This is a genomic window from Bacillus sp. MYb56 (assembly GCF_002976445.1).
Lineage (GTDB): Bacteria > Bacillota > Bacilli > Bacillales > Bacillaceae_G > Bacillus_A > Bacillus_A mycoides.
Genome location: NZ_PCOH01000010.1, coordinates 19,964 through 35,739, shown reverse-complemented (window position 1 = coordinate 35,739; position 15,776 = coordinate 19,964). Strand labels below are relative to the sequence as shown.

Here is a 15,776-nt window from a genome sequence, read left to right as displayed (position 1 = left end):
TTATACTTGAAATAATAAATTATTTTTGGAGTGAATAAAAATGAGCCGATTTTCTTTTACAAAAATGCATGGTCTTGGAAATAGTTATATATATGTAAATATGTTTGAGGAACAAATTAGAGAAGAAGATTTAGCAATTGTAGCGGAAAAGGTTTCAAATATTAATACCGGTATTGGTGCAGATGGAATGATTTTAATTTGTCCTTCTGACGTGGCACCAGTAAAAATGCGCATGTTTAATAACGATGGTTCAGAAGGAAAGAGCTGTGGAAATGGTTTACGCTGCGTAGCGAAATATGCGTATGAGCATAAACTAGTAGAAGGTAAAGTTTTCACAATTGAAACGTTAGCTGGTATTGTTACGGCAGAAGTAACGGTAGAAGATGACAAAGTTACATTAGCGAAAATCGATATGGGAGCACCTCGTTTAACACGTGAAGAGATACCGATGCTTGGTGAAGGAGAAACACCATTTATTCGTGAAAACTTCTTATACAATAATCACCGTTATGCATTTACAGCTGTTTCAATGGGGAATCCACATGCGGTTATTTTTGTTGATGATGTAGAAAACGCGCCTCTTACAACGTTAGGACCGGTTCTTGAGACGCATGAAATGTTCCCAGAGCGAGTGAATGTTGAATTTATCGAGATTTTGAATGATGAAGAGATGAATTTCCGCGTTTGGGAACGAGGATCTGGTGTAACACAAGCTTGCGGGACAGGAGCATGCGCAGCTGTCGTTGCGGCAATTTTAAATGGGAAAATGGAACACGGTAAAGAAATTACGGTTCACTTAGCAGGCGGCGACTTAATGATCGCATGGACAGAAGAAGGAAATGTATTAATGAAAGGACCTGCGGAAATAATTTGCCGCGGAGTGTATGAGTACAAGATAGAAGCGTAAAGATGTATAATAGAATGAGAACAGAAAGGATGGTGTATTTCATGATTGAAGTAACAGAACAAGCAGCTTTTCAAATTAAAGATATGTTAAAAGATGCTGAAGATGGAGAGAAGTACGTGCGCCTTGCTGTACATGGCGGCGGATGTAGTGGTCTTTCTTACGGCTTAGGATTTGAAGTAGAACCAAAAGAAGACGACACAGTTCTTGAGTTTTTCGGTGTTGAATTTGTTATCGATAAAGAAAGTGCTCCGATTGTAAAGGGAGTGAAAGTTGACTATAAGCAATCTATGCTTGGCGGCGGATTCACAATCGACAATCCAAACGCGATCGCATCATGTGGATGCGGATCATCTTTCCGTACAGCGTCGAATGCTGGTAAGCCAGAAGATTGCTAAGTTTTTTCATCCCTTTATTCTAAGTGGAAATTGAATGGGTAGGTTGCATATAAAGACCTTCTTAGCGATGAAACCAAATCGTTAGGAAGGTCTTTTCTTTTGCGCTAAAAAGAAAAAGAAAAGACAAAGATAACGAATATATGCAAGAAGAAGGGGACGCAAGATTGACGATATTTTTGAATTCGTAAGGAGATATGTGATTAAACCTATAATTAGATTCGTAAGTTACCTTATAATTGATATCATAATAGAGTGCGTAATAGAAGGTGTAATAAGCGGTATAAGGAAATTACGTGATAAGATTCGTGACAAGTGGAAAAATTGGCGTTAATAGATTGTCATGACTAGGCTAGATGAGTGTCAATAACGTTTTCAATGAAAAAAAACTGATTAAAGTTTTAATTTACTATCTTACAAAAGTGTAATGTTCATGTCATGTTTTTGAATTTCTTCTTTAAAGCTTAGGCTTTAAGATAACAATATAAGAAAAACATATGAGGTGAAGGAATTGAAAAGATATATTGCACTTTTTAGTATTTTAGTTGTATTCGCAAGTTTGTTAGTTGGCTGTGATTTAAACCGTATGGGTAAAGATGAGTATTACGTTCAAATTACAGTAGATGGAAAAGAATATAATGGTAAAGCTGATAATGGTCAGCCGTATAAAGATTACGAATATAAGCTAACTGGTTTTGATAAAGACGGTAAAGAGAAAGAATTAGAATTCATAGCGCAAAAAAATCTTCGTAAAGAAGCATTTCTACGCGTATACCACTCAGATAAAAAAGGTGTAACAGCTTGGGAAGAAGTGAAGAAAGACGAGCTTCCAGCGAAAGTGAAAGAAAAACTAGGTGCGAAATAAGACAGAAAAAAGGAATTGACGAACAGGGTCAATTCCTTTTTTTACTTTCAAAATCCTCTTCTGAAATGACTTTAAATCCGTGTCTTTTAAATAAAGCAGTTGTCACTCCGTAACCGGTTTGTTTATTGCCGTTAAATTCCCCTGTGTAAATAGTAGAACTACCACAAGATGGACTGCGTTCTTTTAAAATTATATATTCTGGGTTTAAATCTTTTATTTGTTCTAATGCTTTATAAGCACCACGCACGAAAGCCTCCGTGACATCTTGTCCTTCTTTCGTCATTAATTTTGCTTTTCCATCTAAAACATCATCGCCATTACCGCCGATAATTTCAGCAGAAGGGCGTGGTGTTGGTAAACCGCCTAATACTTCGGGACAAACAAGGATGGTATCTTCCCTTTGTAATAACTCTTCTATTTTTGAAACGAGATTATCGTTACCGTCATAACGACAAGCGATACCACCTAAACAAGCGCTAATTACAATCATATTTTCATCTCCAATAAAATGAAACTTTAATCAGTGGGGGTTTTGTCCATCCCCCACTGATTATTAGTTGAACCAATCGGGCTTTTACGGGCAGTTGATCTCCCACCTAACCTCCTCGCATTCGCCGAATCTGGAGGTGGGAGTCTTACTGCCCGTTAATGCGGGATAAAAAATATTAAATATCACGCCAATTTCTCTGCCTATTTCTTACCTATAAGTGAGGTGATAAAAATGGGAAGCTTATATAATTTAATGAAACCATATAGTCAATTTCGAAGTAAAGAAGAGTTTAATACATATCAAAAACAAGTTTTGAAGTGCTATCGATTTCAATTGAATAAAACGGATGCTATCATTATTCATTTTTTAGGAAAGTATGCAGTGAATGAGAAACAGAAAACAGTGGGAGTTGCTTGTCCGTTAATGGAGACGATTGCTACAAATGTTGGAAAGAGTATTCGTACGGTACGCCGCTCGATTGCAAAGTTAGAGGAACTAGGAATTATAAAACGTGTTGCGACAAAAGAAAGATATAAGCGCGGGGGATATAGTGCAAACTTATATGTATTTCTTAAATCTGCAATTGACCGCATGGATGACCGTATGAAAATGTCCGCATGTGAAAGTGATGATCGTACAGATGGCTGTAGTGGAAACGAGCAAAAAAATGAGGGGGAAACAATTCTTTCTAAAAACATTCCACAAATAAAAGAGAAAAGAAAAGTAACGTACGAGCTTGATGAAACGTATTGTCGTCACGATATACCGAAGCCTTTTATATACGCACTGGTGCCGATGACGAGTAATCCGAAGAAGATTAATATATTTTGGAGTAAGGTGGAACTTGCTTATAAAAAGAGCGGATTACTAGAGCAAGGTGCTTTATTAGAGGGGATATTAGCTGATGAAGAAGCGTATGGAAATTTAATTTGGCGGGTGAAAAGTGTTGTGAGAGCGTATAAGTACGGAGAAATTCGTAAAGATGTTGGAGCACTATTGTATAGTACGATGCGAGATTTATTTTTAGAAATTGGATTAGAGTGGGGAGCGGCATTAAGGAGAAGTAAGGGAATACCGTTATTCGATCCATTTAAAAAAGAGCCATGCGTATAATACATGACTCCAAGTAGCTAATCGAACTTTCTTACAACTGGAACACGAATTGCTACAAATAGTACAAAGACGATAACAGCGATTGCACCGCTTTTCATAACCGTTACAATTGGAATGCCTATCCCAAGTGCAAGCGATGTAAATGCGTAAGAGAGCGGAATGAATCCCATCGATGAAAGCATGAGTAAACTCATAACGCGTCCCATCATCTCTTCTTTTACTGTTGATTGAATCATTGCCATAAGTGGAACGATAGCCATCGCAATTGTAATACCGTAAAACATTCCAGCTAATAAGGCTTGCCAAAGTACGGTGCTAAAGTTGATGGCTAGGAAGAATACACCAGACAGTAGCATCATGATAATACAAAATAGACCACGTCTGCGGTTAATGTTTTTTAATCCGACAATGACAGCTCCTATCGCCATCCCGCCGCCAACAGACGCTTCTAAGTAACTAAACTGAAGTGAATCACCGTGCAGAACGTTTTTGACGAAGAGCGGGAAGCCTACTTGCATTGGGCCGATTAAAAATAAATTTAAAAAGGCGCTACATATAAGGAAAGTTGAAAGAAATGGTGATTCTTTTACATATGAAATTCCCTCTTTAATAGAAGTAAACATGCCTTTATCTGTTTCATTTTTTTCGGGTACTGTAAATTGTATTTTTTGAACGAGTATCGCAGCGATAATGAGTAACAGGATTGTAATTGAAAAGATTGTTTCATAGTTCGTAAATTTAATGAGAATACCGCCAAGTACAGGGCCCAAGATGACCGATCCTTGGTTTGTCATTTGAGTAAGTGAATTTGCTTGTGTTAAACGGCTTTTTTCTACAAGTTCAGGCAGAATAGATCCATCTGCTGACCAGAAGAAAGCGTCAGCAAGTCCGAAGAACAAAGCGAACAAAGCAAATGTATATAGTGTTACATCACCGACGATGAACCAGGTGAGAATGGTTGCGACAAGAATAGCGCGAATAATATTAGAGTAAAACATAATATTTTTTTTCGGGAATTTATCAGCTAATGCTCCGCCGATAATCATAAAGATGAGCCTTGGAACACTAAGAGCCACGAAAACAATACCGAGTGAAGCCTCAAGGTTTAATGTTTTTGCTATGTACCATGTTTGTGAAAAAGTAAAAAAGGCTAAAGCAAAACTTGAAAAGAGAGTAGCTGCCCAAAGAAAAAGGAAGTTCGTATTTTTTAATAACGGTTTTCCGCTTCCTTCTAAAGCAGATTTATTTTGTTGTAGTTCCTCCATATTGCTTCCTTTCTATGTACCAAATTTAGACTAAAAAACCTATTAACAATCGTTTTATCCCGCTATTTGCGGGCAGTAAAACTTCCACCTCAAAATTGGGCTAGGGCAAAGAAGTTAGGCGGGAGTCGGGCTGCCCGTAAACGCCCGATTGGTGAAGGCTAATACTCAGTGGGGGATGAACAAAACCCCCACTGAGTATAGTTTCACTTTATACAGTTTCTAATATTTCTATACTGCACTTTCTCATTGTAGACAATAATAATGAATTTGCACAGTGGCTATTTAACGACAAAAAAGAAGATACCAAAGGGTATCTTCTTTTTTGTCATTCACGCTAAAGCAATATAAATATCCACTTGTACGTTATTTGGATCTACTGCATTTTCGTCATAAAGCTCAAAGTCTGTTGTAAAAGCACGTTTGTTTTCTTTCGACCATTGCCAAATATATTCCCAAGTTTCACAAATGACTTCAGACACAGGACCTTTTCTCGTTGTAAATACCGCATACGTTGCGGCAGGTATTGTTAAGGCTGTCATATTTTCAGGAACGTCTTCTAATGAAGAAACAGGCATGCCAATAGTAAATTGATATGTACCAGTTTCATCTGATTCGTAGTTTGAGTAGAAAGCGAATGTTTCTTTTGTTTGTTGATTTGGGATGTGATGCATGATTTGTTCTTGGAAGTATTGGTTCCAAAGTTGTGGGATTTTTCCTTCAGTAGATGCCTCTTTTTCATTTGTCGTCGTAATAGAAACGCCGATTGCTTGGAAAGCTTCTTTCTTAATGATAATAGGTTCTTTCATTATAAAATTTCCCTCCATTGAATGAAACGTATGTTCTGTTTTATTGTAACATATTTTAGGAGTATGTGGTATTTTTTTCTAAAGTACATAGCTGTGAAGAAAGAGAGGTAATTTGGATTAGGGATCTTTATAACAAAAGAACTCCTTTCATGTAAAAGGAGCTCTTTTCATTTCTATATTAAAACATACTTGAGCTATGCATTGGTTGAAGTTTTGCGTTTGGATCGAAGTAAGCTTTTGCATTGTTTACTGCTGTCGGTGCTTCACCAAAGCCGCAAGCAATGAGTTTTACTTTTCCTTCATATGTACAAATGTCACCAGCAGCGTAAATGCCAGGAATATTTGTTTCCATTTTTGAGTTCACGAGGATGCTGTTTTTTTGAATATCTAAGCCCCAATTTTTAATTGGACCAAGTGAAGAAACGAAGCCGTAGTTTACGATTACGTCATCAACATCGATGATAATTTTTTCTTCTGTTTTTACGTGCTGAAGAACAACTTGTTCAATAGTATCATCACCGATAAGTTCAACTGGAACGTAAGGTGTGCTTACTTCTGCACGGGAATTCATTAAGCTTTCTACGCTATGTTCATGTGCACGGAATTTATCGCGGCGATGAGCAATTGTAACTTTGTCCGCAAGTGGTTCTAACATCATTGTCCAATCTACTGCTGAGTCACCACCGCCGAATACAACGACGCGTTTTCCAGCAAATTTATTCATATCATCAACGAAATAATGTAAGTTTTTCTTTTCATATTTTGCTGTGCCTTCTAATTCTAAGCGGCGTGGTTGGAAAGCACCATTACCAGCAGTAATAATGACAGATTTAGAGTAGTGAGTTTGTTTATTTGTAACAAGCTTAAATATACCGTCAGCTTGTTTTTCAAGCGTATCAACAGCTTCTTCTAAGCAAACGGTTGGATCGAACTTTTTCATTTGTTCTTTTAAGTTATCAACTAACTCTTGTGCGCGCACTTTTGGGAATCCAGCTACATCATAAATATATTTTTCGGGATATAGTGCGGATAATTGCCCGCCAAGTTGAGGTAAGCTTTCAATAATTTTTACACTTGCTTGTCTCATTCCGCCATAAAATGCGGTGAATAGTCCTGTTGGGCCACCACCAATAATCGTTATGTCGTAAACTTTTTGATTTTCTGTCATTTTCATTCCCCCTATAGATGATGGAATTTTAATATTGATTTCATATATTGTTCATATGTACATGAAAATCCTGCAAATGATGACACTTTCAAATAAATGATAGCATATTTCAGTTAATATTACTTCTGAAAACGACTGAATAATAAGTAAGTTTGCGCATAGATGTTTTAGAATTGTATAAAATATAGCGAAAGGAAAATACATGAAAAAAAGGCTGAAAAACCCTTGAAAACGCTATGTTATTTTAAAATATTGATAATTCTCTAGGTGCTTGAATTATGGAATGAAACCGACTAATATAGGGAAGTATTATGTTAAATTTCTATGACAAATTTCGTACGATTTTTTGACTGCGTTTTGTTATGATATAGAATGTGATAAATTCCACATTCTTGACAAATAGAGTTTTTAGTACTTGGTATTATTTTTTATTACTATTATATAAAGAAAAGGGTTGTGATTTAGTGAAGACTCCAAAAATCGTAGTTTTAGGTGCAGGTTATGGCGGGATGATTACGACTGTTCGTCTGCAAAAAACATTATCTGTAAGTGAAGCTGAAATTACGTTAGTAAACAACAACAGCTATCACTACCAAGCAACTTGGTTACATGAGAGTGCAGCTGGTACATTACAAGATGATAAAATCTGTCTAGATATTCAAGACGTTATCGATACAAATAAAGTGAACTTTGTACAAGATACAGTAGTAGAGATTAAAGCTGCTGAAAAACGTATTATCTTAAAAGATGGTGAATTAGAGTATGATTACTTAGTAATCGGTCTTGGTTTCGAATCAGAAACGTTCGGAATTAAAGGATTAAAAGAGCATGCATTCTCAATCACTAACATTAATGCAACTCGTCAAATTCGTGAGCATATGGAAGAAAAATTCGCTCAATATGCGACTGAAAAACGTGATGAGTTAGTAACAATCGTTGTTGGTGGCGCTGGATTTACTGGTATCGAGTACGTAGGTGAGCTTGCAAACCGTATTCCTGAACTTTGCAAAGAGTATGATGTTCCACGTGAAAAAGCACGTATCATCTGTGTAGAAGCTGCTCCAACAGCACTTCCTGGTTTCGATCCAGCATTAGTAGAGTACGCTGTAAAACAACTTGAGAAAAAAGGTGTAGAATTCCGCATCGGTACAGCAATTAAGGAAGCAACTGAAGAAGGTATTATCGTTGCCAACGGTGATGATGCTGAACTTCTTAAATCTGAAACTGTAGTTTGGGCTGCAGGTGTTCGTGGTAATGGTATTGTGGAAGAGTCTGGATTTGAAGCAATGCGCGGACGTATTAAAGTGGATGAGTACATGCACGCTCCGGGTCATGAAGATGTATTCATGGTTGGTGATGCAGCGTTAATCATCAACGAAGAAATTAACCGTCCATACCCACCAACAGCACAGATTGCAATTCAAGAAGGTTATAATATTGCACACAATTTAACTGTGTTAGTTCGTGGCAAAGGTGAAATGAAAAAGTTCGCATTTGATAATAAAGGATCTGTATGTTCATTAGGTCATGACGATGCAATGGGCGTTGTTATGGGTAAAAAGTTAACAGGTTGGAAAGCTTCATTCATGAAGAAAGTAATCGACAACCGTTACTTATTCTTACTAGGCGGACCTTTATTAGTTCTTAAAAAAGGTAAATTGAAGTTCTTTTAATATATAGTAGAAAAAGCAGAAACGGCTATGAGCTGTTTCTGCTTTTTTCGTATTGAAAATATAGTATAATATATAAAAAAGAAAGAATATTCTGTTCGTTTTGATGGAGGAGGTTATATCATGGGGAAGCGAGGGAAAGTGTGGTTAGCTGTCAGTGGCTTAGTAGCTACAGAAGATGGGAGATGGCTATTCGTTAAGAAAAAATACGGTGGATTGAAAGGGCAATGGTCTTTACCTGCTGGTTTTGTTAATGAAGGCGAGACTGTTGATGAAGCTGTGAAACGTGAAATTTTGGAAGAGACAGGCATTGTTGCTCATGTAAAGGGGATTATTGGTATTCGCTCAGGTGTTATTCATAATGAAATTAGTGATAATATGATTATTTTTCTTCTAGAGCCAGAGGGAGAAGACGTTATCGTACAGGAGAAAGAATTGTCGGAAGTAGCTTTTTTACATCCGGAAAATATTGCAGATGATCAAAATACTTCTGTACTCATCAAATATTTATTAGAAGGAAGAGCAGAGTCGCATTTTGAAATGGACAAAACATTAAATCCAGGAGAGCAATTTGGTTATACGGCTTATCATGTGTTTACGGCGTATGCGAAGGAGAGGGAGAAGAAGTGAGTATACCGGTACTACTTATTTCAATGATGTTGTTCTTTATTTTATTTTTTGGAATTGGATTTTTACTCAACATGATTTTGCGAGCTACGTGGGTAATGGTTATTGTATATCCGATTATTTGTATGCTTATTATTAATAAAGCGAGTGTATGGGACTATTTTTCAAAGCCAAAAGAAACATTTTCTTCATTTGGGACAAGTGTATCGCATTTAGGACACGCAGATGTGTTTATTCTATCTACTGGATTAGTAGGTGCTGCTTTAGCAGGAATCATAATTAAAAAACTTCGAAAAAGTGGATATCAAATGTTTTAATCTCCAATCAATTTGGAGATTATTTTTTTGCATATTCCTTCATCGTATAGGGAATGATTAACGATGAAGGAGTGTGGAATATAAAAATGTTAAAACGATATTGTATTCGCATTATGATGACTTGTTTACTTGCATTCGCATTATGCGTAACATGGCAGGCTTTCACAGGAGTTTCTTTATTAGAGATTATAAAATCATATGAAGGAACAAGTGTAAAAGAAGTACATGCAGCAGAAATTGAGAAAAAAGTTGCTCCGAGTAAAGAAGTGATAAATGCTTTAGAGCAGGCAAATGACTGGTCTAAATATCGTGTTATAGAAATGACTGCAACTGGTTATACATCAGGTATAGAGTCGACTGGAAAGAGGCCGGGGCATCCAGAGTATGGCATTACATATTCAGGTGTTAAAGCAAAAAGGGATTTATATTCCACAATCGCTGCCGATTTACGCGTATTCCCGCTTGGGACAATTCTATTCGTGCCAGGTTACGGATATGGTGTTGTAGCTGATAAGGGCGGTGCTATAAAAGGAAATCGTCTCGATTTATATTATGATACGGTGAAAGATGTTTATAGCCAATGGGGTAAGAAAAAAGTAAATGTGTATATAGTGAAAATAGGAAATGGCAAGTTTTCGGAAGAAGAGTTAACGATGTTAAATCAAGACGAAACGATGCAAGTGTTTCGTGGACAATATTTAAAACAAAGATAGTCTAGTGGCAATAACGCTAGACTTTTTTCTTGTCTTATTTCACCATAGAAGATATTGGAGATAGCATCTTTATCCTGCTATTTGCGGCCGGTAAAACCCCCACCTCAAAATTCAGCTGGAGCAAAGAAGGTAGGTGGGAGCCCTGCTACCCGTAAACGCCCGATTGGTGCGGGCTGATTATAGTTTTACTTTATATGAAATAACAGAATTTAGAATTGTCGCATTTTATCGAAAATAAAGTTATAATGGACGTAGAGAAATTTAGGGGGTCTGAACATGTTTCAAGTACAAAAAGAATTAGTAAGTCATGAAGCGGTAATTGTTGCCTTATTTGAAGAAGATAAAACGAGTAGCTTTGTACAAGAACTGGATAAAGCGTTTGAAGGACAATTACAAGTTTTATTAGAAGAAAAAGAACTTTCAACTAAGAAGAAAGCAATTTCAAAAGTACATAGCTTAGGAAAAACAAATGTTAAACGTTATTATTTTGTTGGTTTAGGTAAGAAAGAGTCATATACAACGGAAACGTTACGTGCTGCTCTTGGTAAGGCGTTTAAAGCGTTACAAGCAGCAAAAGTACAAGATGCAGCAATCTTACTTGATTCTTTCGTGACAGATAAATTAGATGCGATTGATGTAGCTCATATTGCGGCAGAAGTACAAGGTCTTGGTACATATGAATTACAAACGTATAAATCAGATAAAAAGGATCGTGTAGAATTAGAGAAGTTTACGGCTATTACAGCAGAAGATACACAAGAAATTGAAGCAGCATTAACGGTAGGATACGTACATGGACGTGCAACGAATTCAGCTCGTACGCTTGTAAATATGCCGCCAAACGTATTAACAGCGACAAAGCTTGCTGAGTATGCAGTTGAATTAGCAGAAAAATACGATATGGATTATAAGGTTCTTGAGAAAGAAGAGATGGAAGAGCTTGGTATGGGTGCATTACTTGCAGTAAACCAAGGATCTACTGAACCGCCAAAAATGATCGCTCTTATTTATAAAGGAAAAGAAGAGTGGAAAGATGTAATTGGATTTGTTGGAAAAGGGATTACATATGATACAGGCGGTTATTCTTTAAAACCACGTGAAGGCATGGTTGGTATGAAAGGTGATATGGGCGGAGCTGCTGCTGTTCTTGGCGCGATGGAGATCATCGGTGAACTTCGCCCAGAGCAAAATGTAATTGCTGTTATTCCATCAACTGACAACGTTGTAAGTGGTACAGCATTTAAGCCAGATGATGTTATTACATCTATGAGCGGAAAAACAATTGAAGTATTAAATACAGATGCAGAAGGTCGCCTAGCGTTAGCTGACGGTATTACGTATGCGAAGAAACTTGGCGCAAATTACTTAGTTGATGTTGCAACATTAACAGGTGGTGTAATTGTTGCACTTGGAAATCATACAACAGGCGCGATGACAAATAATGAAGAATTGTTTGAACAAGTGTTAGAGGCTTCTATGGAAACGGATGAGCCAATTTGGCAATTGCCGATTTTTGAACGTGATAAAGAACGTGTCAAAAACAGTAAATTTGCTGATTTAAATAACTCACCAGGCCGTGAAGGACATGCGGTTATGGCTGGGACATTCCTTGGTGAATTTGCAGAAGAAACACCATGGGTACACTTAGATATCGCTGGAACATCTGAAACATCAGGAGCACATGATTTAGGACCATCTGGAGCAACAGGTGCAATGGTGCGTACACTTGCAACACTTGTTGAGCGTTTCGGAGAAGAATAATTTTTGAAGAAAAGGCTGTCTCAAATTTTTGGGATAGCCTTTTCTTATTGATATGGTATGACTATTGTAAGTTTTTGTCGGTAAGTCGATATATTTGGAGTTACGGTTAATATAATTTCATTTACTATTTTACAGTTCCAAAAAGTGCTACATAGTGAAAGATTCGTCCTATAAAGAAATCGTATATAACGTCCCACCTAAAGCGAATGAAGTACGCCCTGTTTCCTCAGAGACAACTAATATAAGTGCATCAATTTTCTCGGATAAGCCAATTGCAGCCCTATGACGTGTTCCTAGCTCAGGATTGATTTCCATGCTTTTTGTTAATGGAAGAATATTAGCTGCTGAGACAATATGATTATTTTTAATGAGAACGGCTCCGTCATGAAGAGGGTTCCCTGGATAAAAAATCGATTCAAGTAGTGGCGCGGTTAAGTGTGCGTTTAATGTCGTTCCAGTTTGAATGAAAGAATCAAGAGCGTCACTTCGTTCCACAATAATAAGAGCACCGTGTTTTCGAGCGCTTAAATGTTGGACAGCTGTAGTGATGAAATGTGAACTTTCCGTATAAGGTGATAAATATGCTTGAATATAATATGTAGCTGCTAACGTCTGTACATTTGTTAACATATGATGAATATCTTCCATTTTACATAAAATACATTCATCTTCTTTATCGATTGCATGCTTCATGTTTGATAATTCTTTTTCAGCAATTTCAATCATCTGCTTTGTTTTTATTTTGAGCTCTTCTGACAAGTCCCATTCTTGCATAATCCTCATTCCCTTTGGTGGAGTATTTAACCATAGTGTATACAAATATTTATAGTAAAATCCTGCTAGATTTTAAAAAATATTGAGATTCAGGTTGTTTTTTTCATATAATGAAGGTACGACAGGCGAGAGGAGATGGAAGTATGAATTGGAAACAAGAATTTAGTCGCTGGCTTTCATATGCAGAATTAGACGCAGAATTAAAAGAACAGCTAGAAAACATGAAGCAAGATGAGAAGAAAATCGAGGATAGCTTTTATAAAAATCTAGAGTTCGGAACAGGTGGTATGCGTGGTGAACTTGGTGCTGGTACGAACCGTTTAAATGTATATACAGTTCGTAAAGCAACAAAAGGATTAGCTATGTTTATTGAAAAATTAGGTGAAGAAGCGAAAAAACGCGGTGTTGTTGTCGCGTATGATTCTCGTCATAAATCAACTGAATTCGCAATGGAAGTAGCTGCTACTCTTGGTGCACACGGTATTACAACATATGTATTTGAAAGCTTACGTCCAACACCAGTGCTTTCTTTCGCAGTTCGTCATTTACATACAGCAAGTGGAATCGTTCTTACGGCAAGCCATAATCCGCCCGAATATAACGGTTATAAAGTATATGGTGAAGATGGTGGCCAGTTGCCTCCAAAGGAAGCTGATGAGTTAATTAGCTACGTAAATGCAGTAGAGAATGAATTAACAGTTGAAGTTGCTGATGTTGAGCAATTAAAAGCTGACGGTTTATTACATATAATTGGACAAGAAGTAGATGATGCGTATGCAGCAGAATTGAACAAAGTCATTATTAATAAAGAGATGGTGAAAGAAGTAGGAAAAGATTTGAAAATCTTCTTTACACCATTGCATGGAACATCAAATATTTCGGTACGCCGTGGTTTAGAAGAAGTTGGATTTACAGATGTAACTGTTGTAAAAGAGCAAGAGTTACCAGATCCAAACTTCTCTACAGTAAAATCACCAAACCCAGAAGAGCATGCAGCGTTTGCGTATGCAATTCGCGACGGTGAAAAAGTAGGCGCAGACGTGTTAATCGCAACAGATCCTGATGCAGACCGTCTAGGTGTAGCAGTTCGCAATCACGATGGTGAGTTCCAAGTATTAACTGGTAACCAAACAGGTGCGTTAATGCTTGATTACTTATTATCACAAAAGAAGGAAAACGGAACGCTTCCAGAAAACGGTGTTGTTTTAAAAACAATCGTAACGTCTGAAATTGGCCGTACAATCGCAAAAGCATACGGTTTAGATACAGTTGATACGTTAACTGGATTTAAATTTATCGGCGAAAAAATTAAACAGTATGAAGAAAGCGGACAATATGAATTCCAATTCGGTTATGAGGAAAGCTACGGTTATTTAATCCGTCCATTCTGCCGTGATAAAGATGCGGTGCAATCCGTCCTATTTGCATGTGAAGTAGCTGCATACTACAAATCACAAGGTAAAACGTTATACGATGGTCTGCTAGAAGTATTTAAGAAGTATGGGTTCTTCCGTGAGGACCTTGTATCGTTAACGTTAAAAGGAAAAGATGGTGCCGAACAGATTCAAAAGATGATGGCAACATTCCGTGAGAATCCTCCGAAAGAAGTAGCTGGTTTAACAGTCGCTGCAGTTGAGGATTATAAAGAAAGCATCATTACAACGTTACAAGATGGAAATAAGGAAGAGATTCACTTACCGAAATCAAATGTGTTAAAATATCAATTAGAAGATGGTTCTTGGTTCTGTTTACGTCCATCTGGAACAGAGCCGAAAATTAAATTCTACTTTGGTGTACAAGATGATTCCTTACAAAATAGTGAACAAAAGTTACTTACTATTAAAGAAGATATTATGAATCGTTTATAATAGAATAGAATACTACTGATAGGAAAAGGGGAGAACAGCCTCCTCTTTTCTTGTAGTTTTGTTTGATGTAGAGGATTATTACGAGCGAGTGTTATAAATTTGCACTTTACTAAGAGAATTAGAATGAAAAGCGAGGGTATTTGTCATGAAAAAAGTGAGAAAAGCAATTATTCCGGCAGCGGGATTAGGAACACGCTTTTTACCAGCAACGAAAGCAATGCCAAAAGAAATGCTTCCAATTGTAGATAAACCAACAATTCAATACATCGTAGAAGAAGCAGTAAAATCAGGCATCGAAGATATTATTATCGTTACTGGTAAAGGAAAGCGCTCTATCGAAGATCATTTTGATAACGCATTTGAATTAGAGCAAAACTTATTAGAGAAGAAAAAGTATGAGTTACTTGAAAAAGTACAAGCTTCTTCTAAAATGGTAGATATCCATTACATTCGTCAAAAAGAACCAAAAGGATTAGGACATGCTGTTTGGTGCGCACGTAAATTCATTGGTGATGAGCCGTTTGCAGTATTATTAGGCGATGATATCGTTCAAGCTGAAAAACCATGTTTACGTCAATTAATGGACGAGTATGACAAAACACTTTCTTCTGTTATTGGTGTACAAACTGTTCCTGAAGCAGAAACACATCGCTACGGAATTATTGATCCGTTAGAGCAAGAGGGACGTCGTTATCAAGTTCGTCAATTCGTTGAAAAACCAACGCAAGGTACTGCGCCTTCAAACTTAGCGATTATGGGACGTTACATTTTAACTCCTGAAATCTTTATGTTCTTGGAACAGCAACAAGCTGGAGCGGGCGGCGAAATTCAGTTAACGGATGCAATTCAAAGCTTAAATGAAATTCAACGTGTATTTGCTTACGACTTCGAAGGAAAGCGTTATGACGTTGGTGAAAAATTAGGATTTGTTCAAACAACAATTGAAATGGCATTGCAACACCCAGAATTACGTGATGATATGCTAGTAATGATGAAGAAAATTTTAGACGAGCAAATGAAGCAAGAGTCTTAATATAATA

The 15,776-nt window shown here is 37.0% G+C and carries 16 protein-coding genes; 11 read left to right on the top strand and 5 right to left on the bottom strand.

Annotated elements, in window-relative coordinates; genetic code table 11:
• The first annotated feature begins 40 nt into the window (after nt 1-40).
• The 3 genes from dapF to CQ058_RS14115 all read left to right on the top strand — a co-directional run bounded on the left by dapF (nt 41) and on the right by CQ058_RS14115 (nt 2,164).
• On the top strand, nt 41-907 hold the full coding sequence (dapF, locus tag CQ058_RS14125) for a diaminopimelate epimerase (RefSeq protein WP_002191063.1): 867 nt from the start codon (nt 41-43) through the stop codon (nt 905-907).
• Between the two features lie 41 nt (nt 908-948).
• On the top strand, nt 949-1,302 hold the full coding sequence (locus CQ058_RS14120) for a HesB/IscA family protein (RefSeq protein WP_002034566.1): 354 nt from the start codon (nt 949-951) through the stop codon (nt 1,300-1,302).
• Nucleotides 1,303-1,810: 508 nt separating this feature from the next.
• Complete coding sequence (locus CQ058_RS14115; protein ID WP_002191062.1) at nt 1,811-2,164, top strand: YxeA family protein; 354 nt, start codon at nt 1,811-1,813, stop codon at nt 2,162-2,164.
• A 28-nt stretch (nt 2,165-2,192) separates the two neighbouring features.
• On the opposite strand, the gene CQ058_RS14110 is transcribed toward CQ058_RS14115, so the two are convergent.
• Complete coding sequence (locus tag CQ058_RS14110; protein WP_002192374.1) at nt 2,193-2,654, bottom strand: 2-thiouracil desulfurase family protein; 462 nt, start codon at nt 2,652-2,654, stop codon at nt 2,193-2,195.
• Nucleotides 2,655-2,885: 231 nt separating this feature from the next.
• Between CQ058_RS14110 and CQ058_RS14105 the strand changes: the two genes are divergently transcribed.
• A complete protein-coding gene (locus tag CQ058_RS14105; RefSeq protein ID WP_002167455.1) occupies nt 2,886-3,767 on the top strand; it encodes a helix-turn-helix domain-containing protein in 882 nt (293 codons plus the stop codon).
• Nucleotides 3,768-3,784: 17 nt separating this feature from the next.
• On the opposite strand, the gene CQ058_RS14100 is transcribed toward CQ058_RS14105, so the two are convergent.
• From CQ058_RS14100 to CQ058_RS14090, 3 genes are all read right to left on the bottom strand, one after another.
• Entirely contained in the window at nt 3,785-5,032 is a 1,248-nt protein-coding gene (locus CQ058_RS14100) for an MFS transporter (protein WP_002034542.1), read from the bottom strand.
• Between the two features lie 329 nt (nt 5,033-5,361).
• Nucleotides 5,362-5,838, bottom strand: a complete 477-nt coding sequence (locus CQ058_RS14095; RefSeq protein WP_002191058.1) for a GyrI-like domain-containing protein — start codon at nt 5,836-5,838, stop codon at nt 5,362-5,364.
• Between the two features lie 178 nt (nt 5,839-6,016).
• On the bottom strand, nt 6,017-7,006 hold the full coding sequence (locus CQ058_RS14090) for an NAD(P)/FAD-dependent oxidoreductase (RefSeq protein WP_002191057.1): 990 nt from the start codon (nt 7,004-7,006) through the stop codon (nt 6,017-6,019).
• A gap of 464 nt (nt 7,007-7,470) precedes the next feature.
• Here CQ058_RS14090 and CQ058_RS14085 point away from each other — a divergent pair, with 464 nt between their 5' ends.
• The 5 genes from CQ058_RS14085 to pepA all read left to right on the top strand — a co-directional run bounded on the left by CQ058_RS14085 (nt 7,471) and on the right by pepA (nt 12,094).
• Nucleotides 7,471-8,679: an NAD(P)/FAD-dependent oxidoreductase gene (locus tag CQ058_RS14085; protein WP_002067919.1), complete on the top strand. Its 1,209-nt coding sequence runs from the start codon at nt 7,471-7,473 to the stop codon at nt 8,677-8,679.
• 120 nt (nt 8,680-8,799) lie between these two features.
• Nucleotides 8,800-9,306 carry an NUDIX hydrolase gene (locus tag CQ058_RS14080; RefSeq protein WP_002015875.1) on the top strand — a complete coding sequence of 169 codons (507 nt, stop codon included), beginning with the start codon at nt 8,800-8,802 and terminating at the stop codon, nt 9,304-9,306.
• Nucleotides 9,303-9,620 (top strand): YuiB family protein, encoded by a 318-nt coding sequence (locus CQ058_RS14075; protein ID WP_002089308.1) that lies wholly within the window; start codon nt 9,303-9,305, stop codon nt 9,618-9,620. The genes CQ058_RS14080 and CQ058_RS14075 overlap by 4 nt, the downstream gene beginning before the upstream one ends.
• A gap of 86 nt (nt 9,621-9,706) precedes the next feature.
• A complete protein-coding gene (locus CQ058_RS14070) occupies nt 9,707-10,333 on the top strand; it encodes a 3D domain-containing protein (protein WP_002089307.1) in 627 nt (208 codons plus the stop codon).
• Nucleotides 10,334-10,609: 276 nt separating this feature from the next.
• Nucleotides 10,610-12,094: a cytosol aminopeptidase gene (gene pepA, locus CQ058_RS14065; protein ID WP_002015872.1), complete on the top strand. Its 1,485-nt coding sequence runs from the start codon at nt 10,610-10,612 to the stop codon at nt 12,092-12,094.
• Nucleotides 12,095-12,262: 168 nt separating this feature from the next.
• On the opposite strand, the gene cdaS is transcribed toward pepA, so the two are convergent.
• Nucleotides 12,263-12,868 carry a sporulation-specific diadenylate cyclase CdaS gene (cdaS, locus tag CQ058_RS14060; RefSeq protein WP_105589772.1) on the bottom strand — a complete coding sequence of 202 codons (606 nt, stop codon included), beginning with the start codon at nt 12,866-12,868 and terminating at the stop codon, nt 12,263-12,265.
• A gap of 143 nt (nt 12,869-13,011) precedes the next feature.
• On the opposite strand from cdaS, the gene CQ058_RS14055 reads away from it, so the two are divergent.
• Entirely contained in the window at nt 13,012-14,736 is a 1,725-nt protein-coding gene (locus CQ058_RS14055) for a phospho-sugar mutase (RefSeq protein ID WP_105589771.1), read from the top strand.
• Between the two features lie 145 nt (nt 14,737-14,881).
• Complete coding sequence (galU, locus tag CQ058_RS14050; protein WP_002191055.1) at nt 14,882-15,769, top strand: UTP--glucose-1-phosphate uridylyltransferase GalU; 888 nt, start codon at nt 14,882-14,884, stop codon at nt 15,767-15,769.
• The last annotated feature ends 7 nt before the right edge of the window (nt 15,770-15,776 follow it).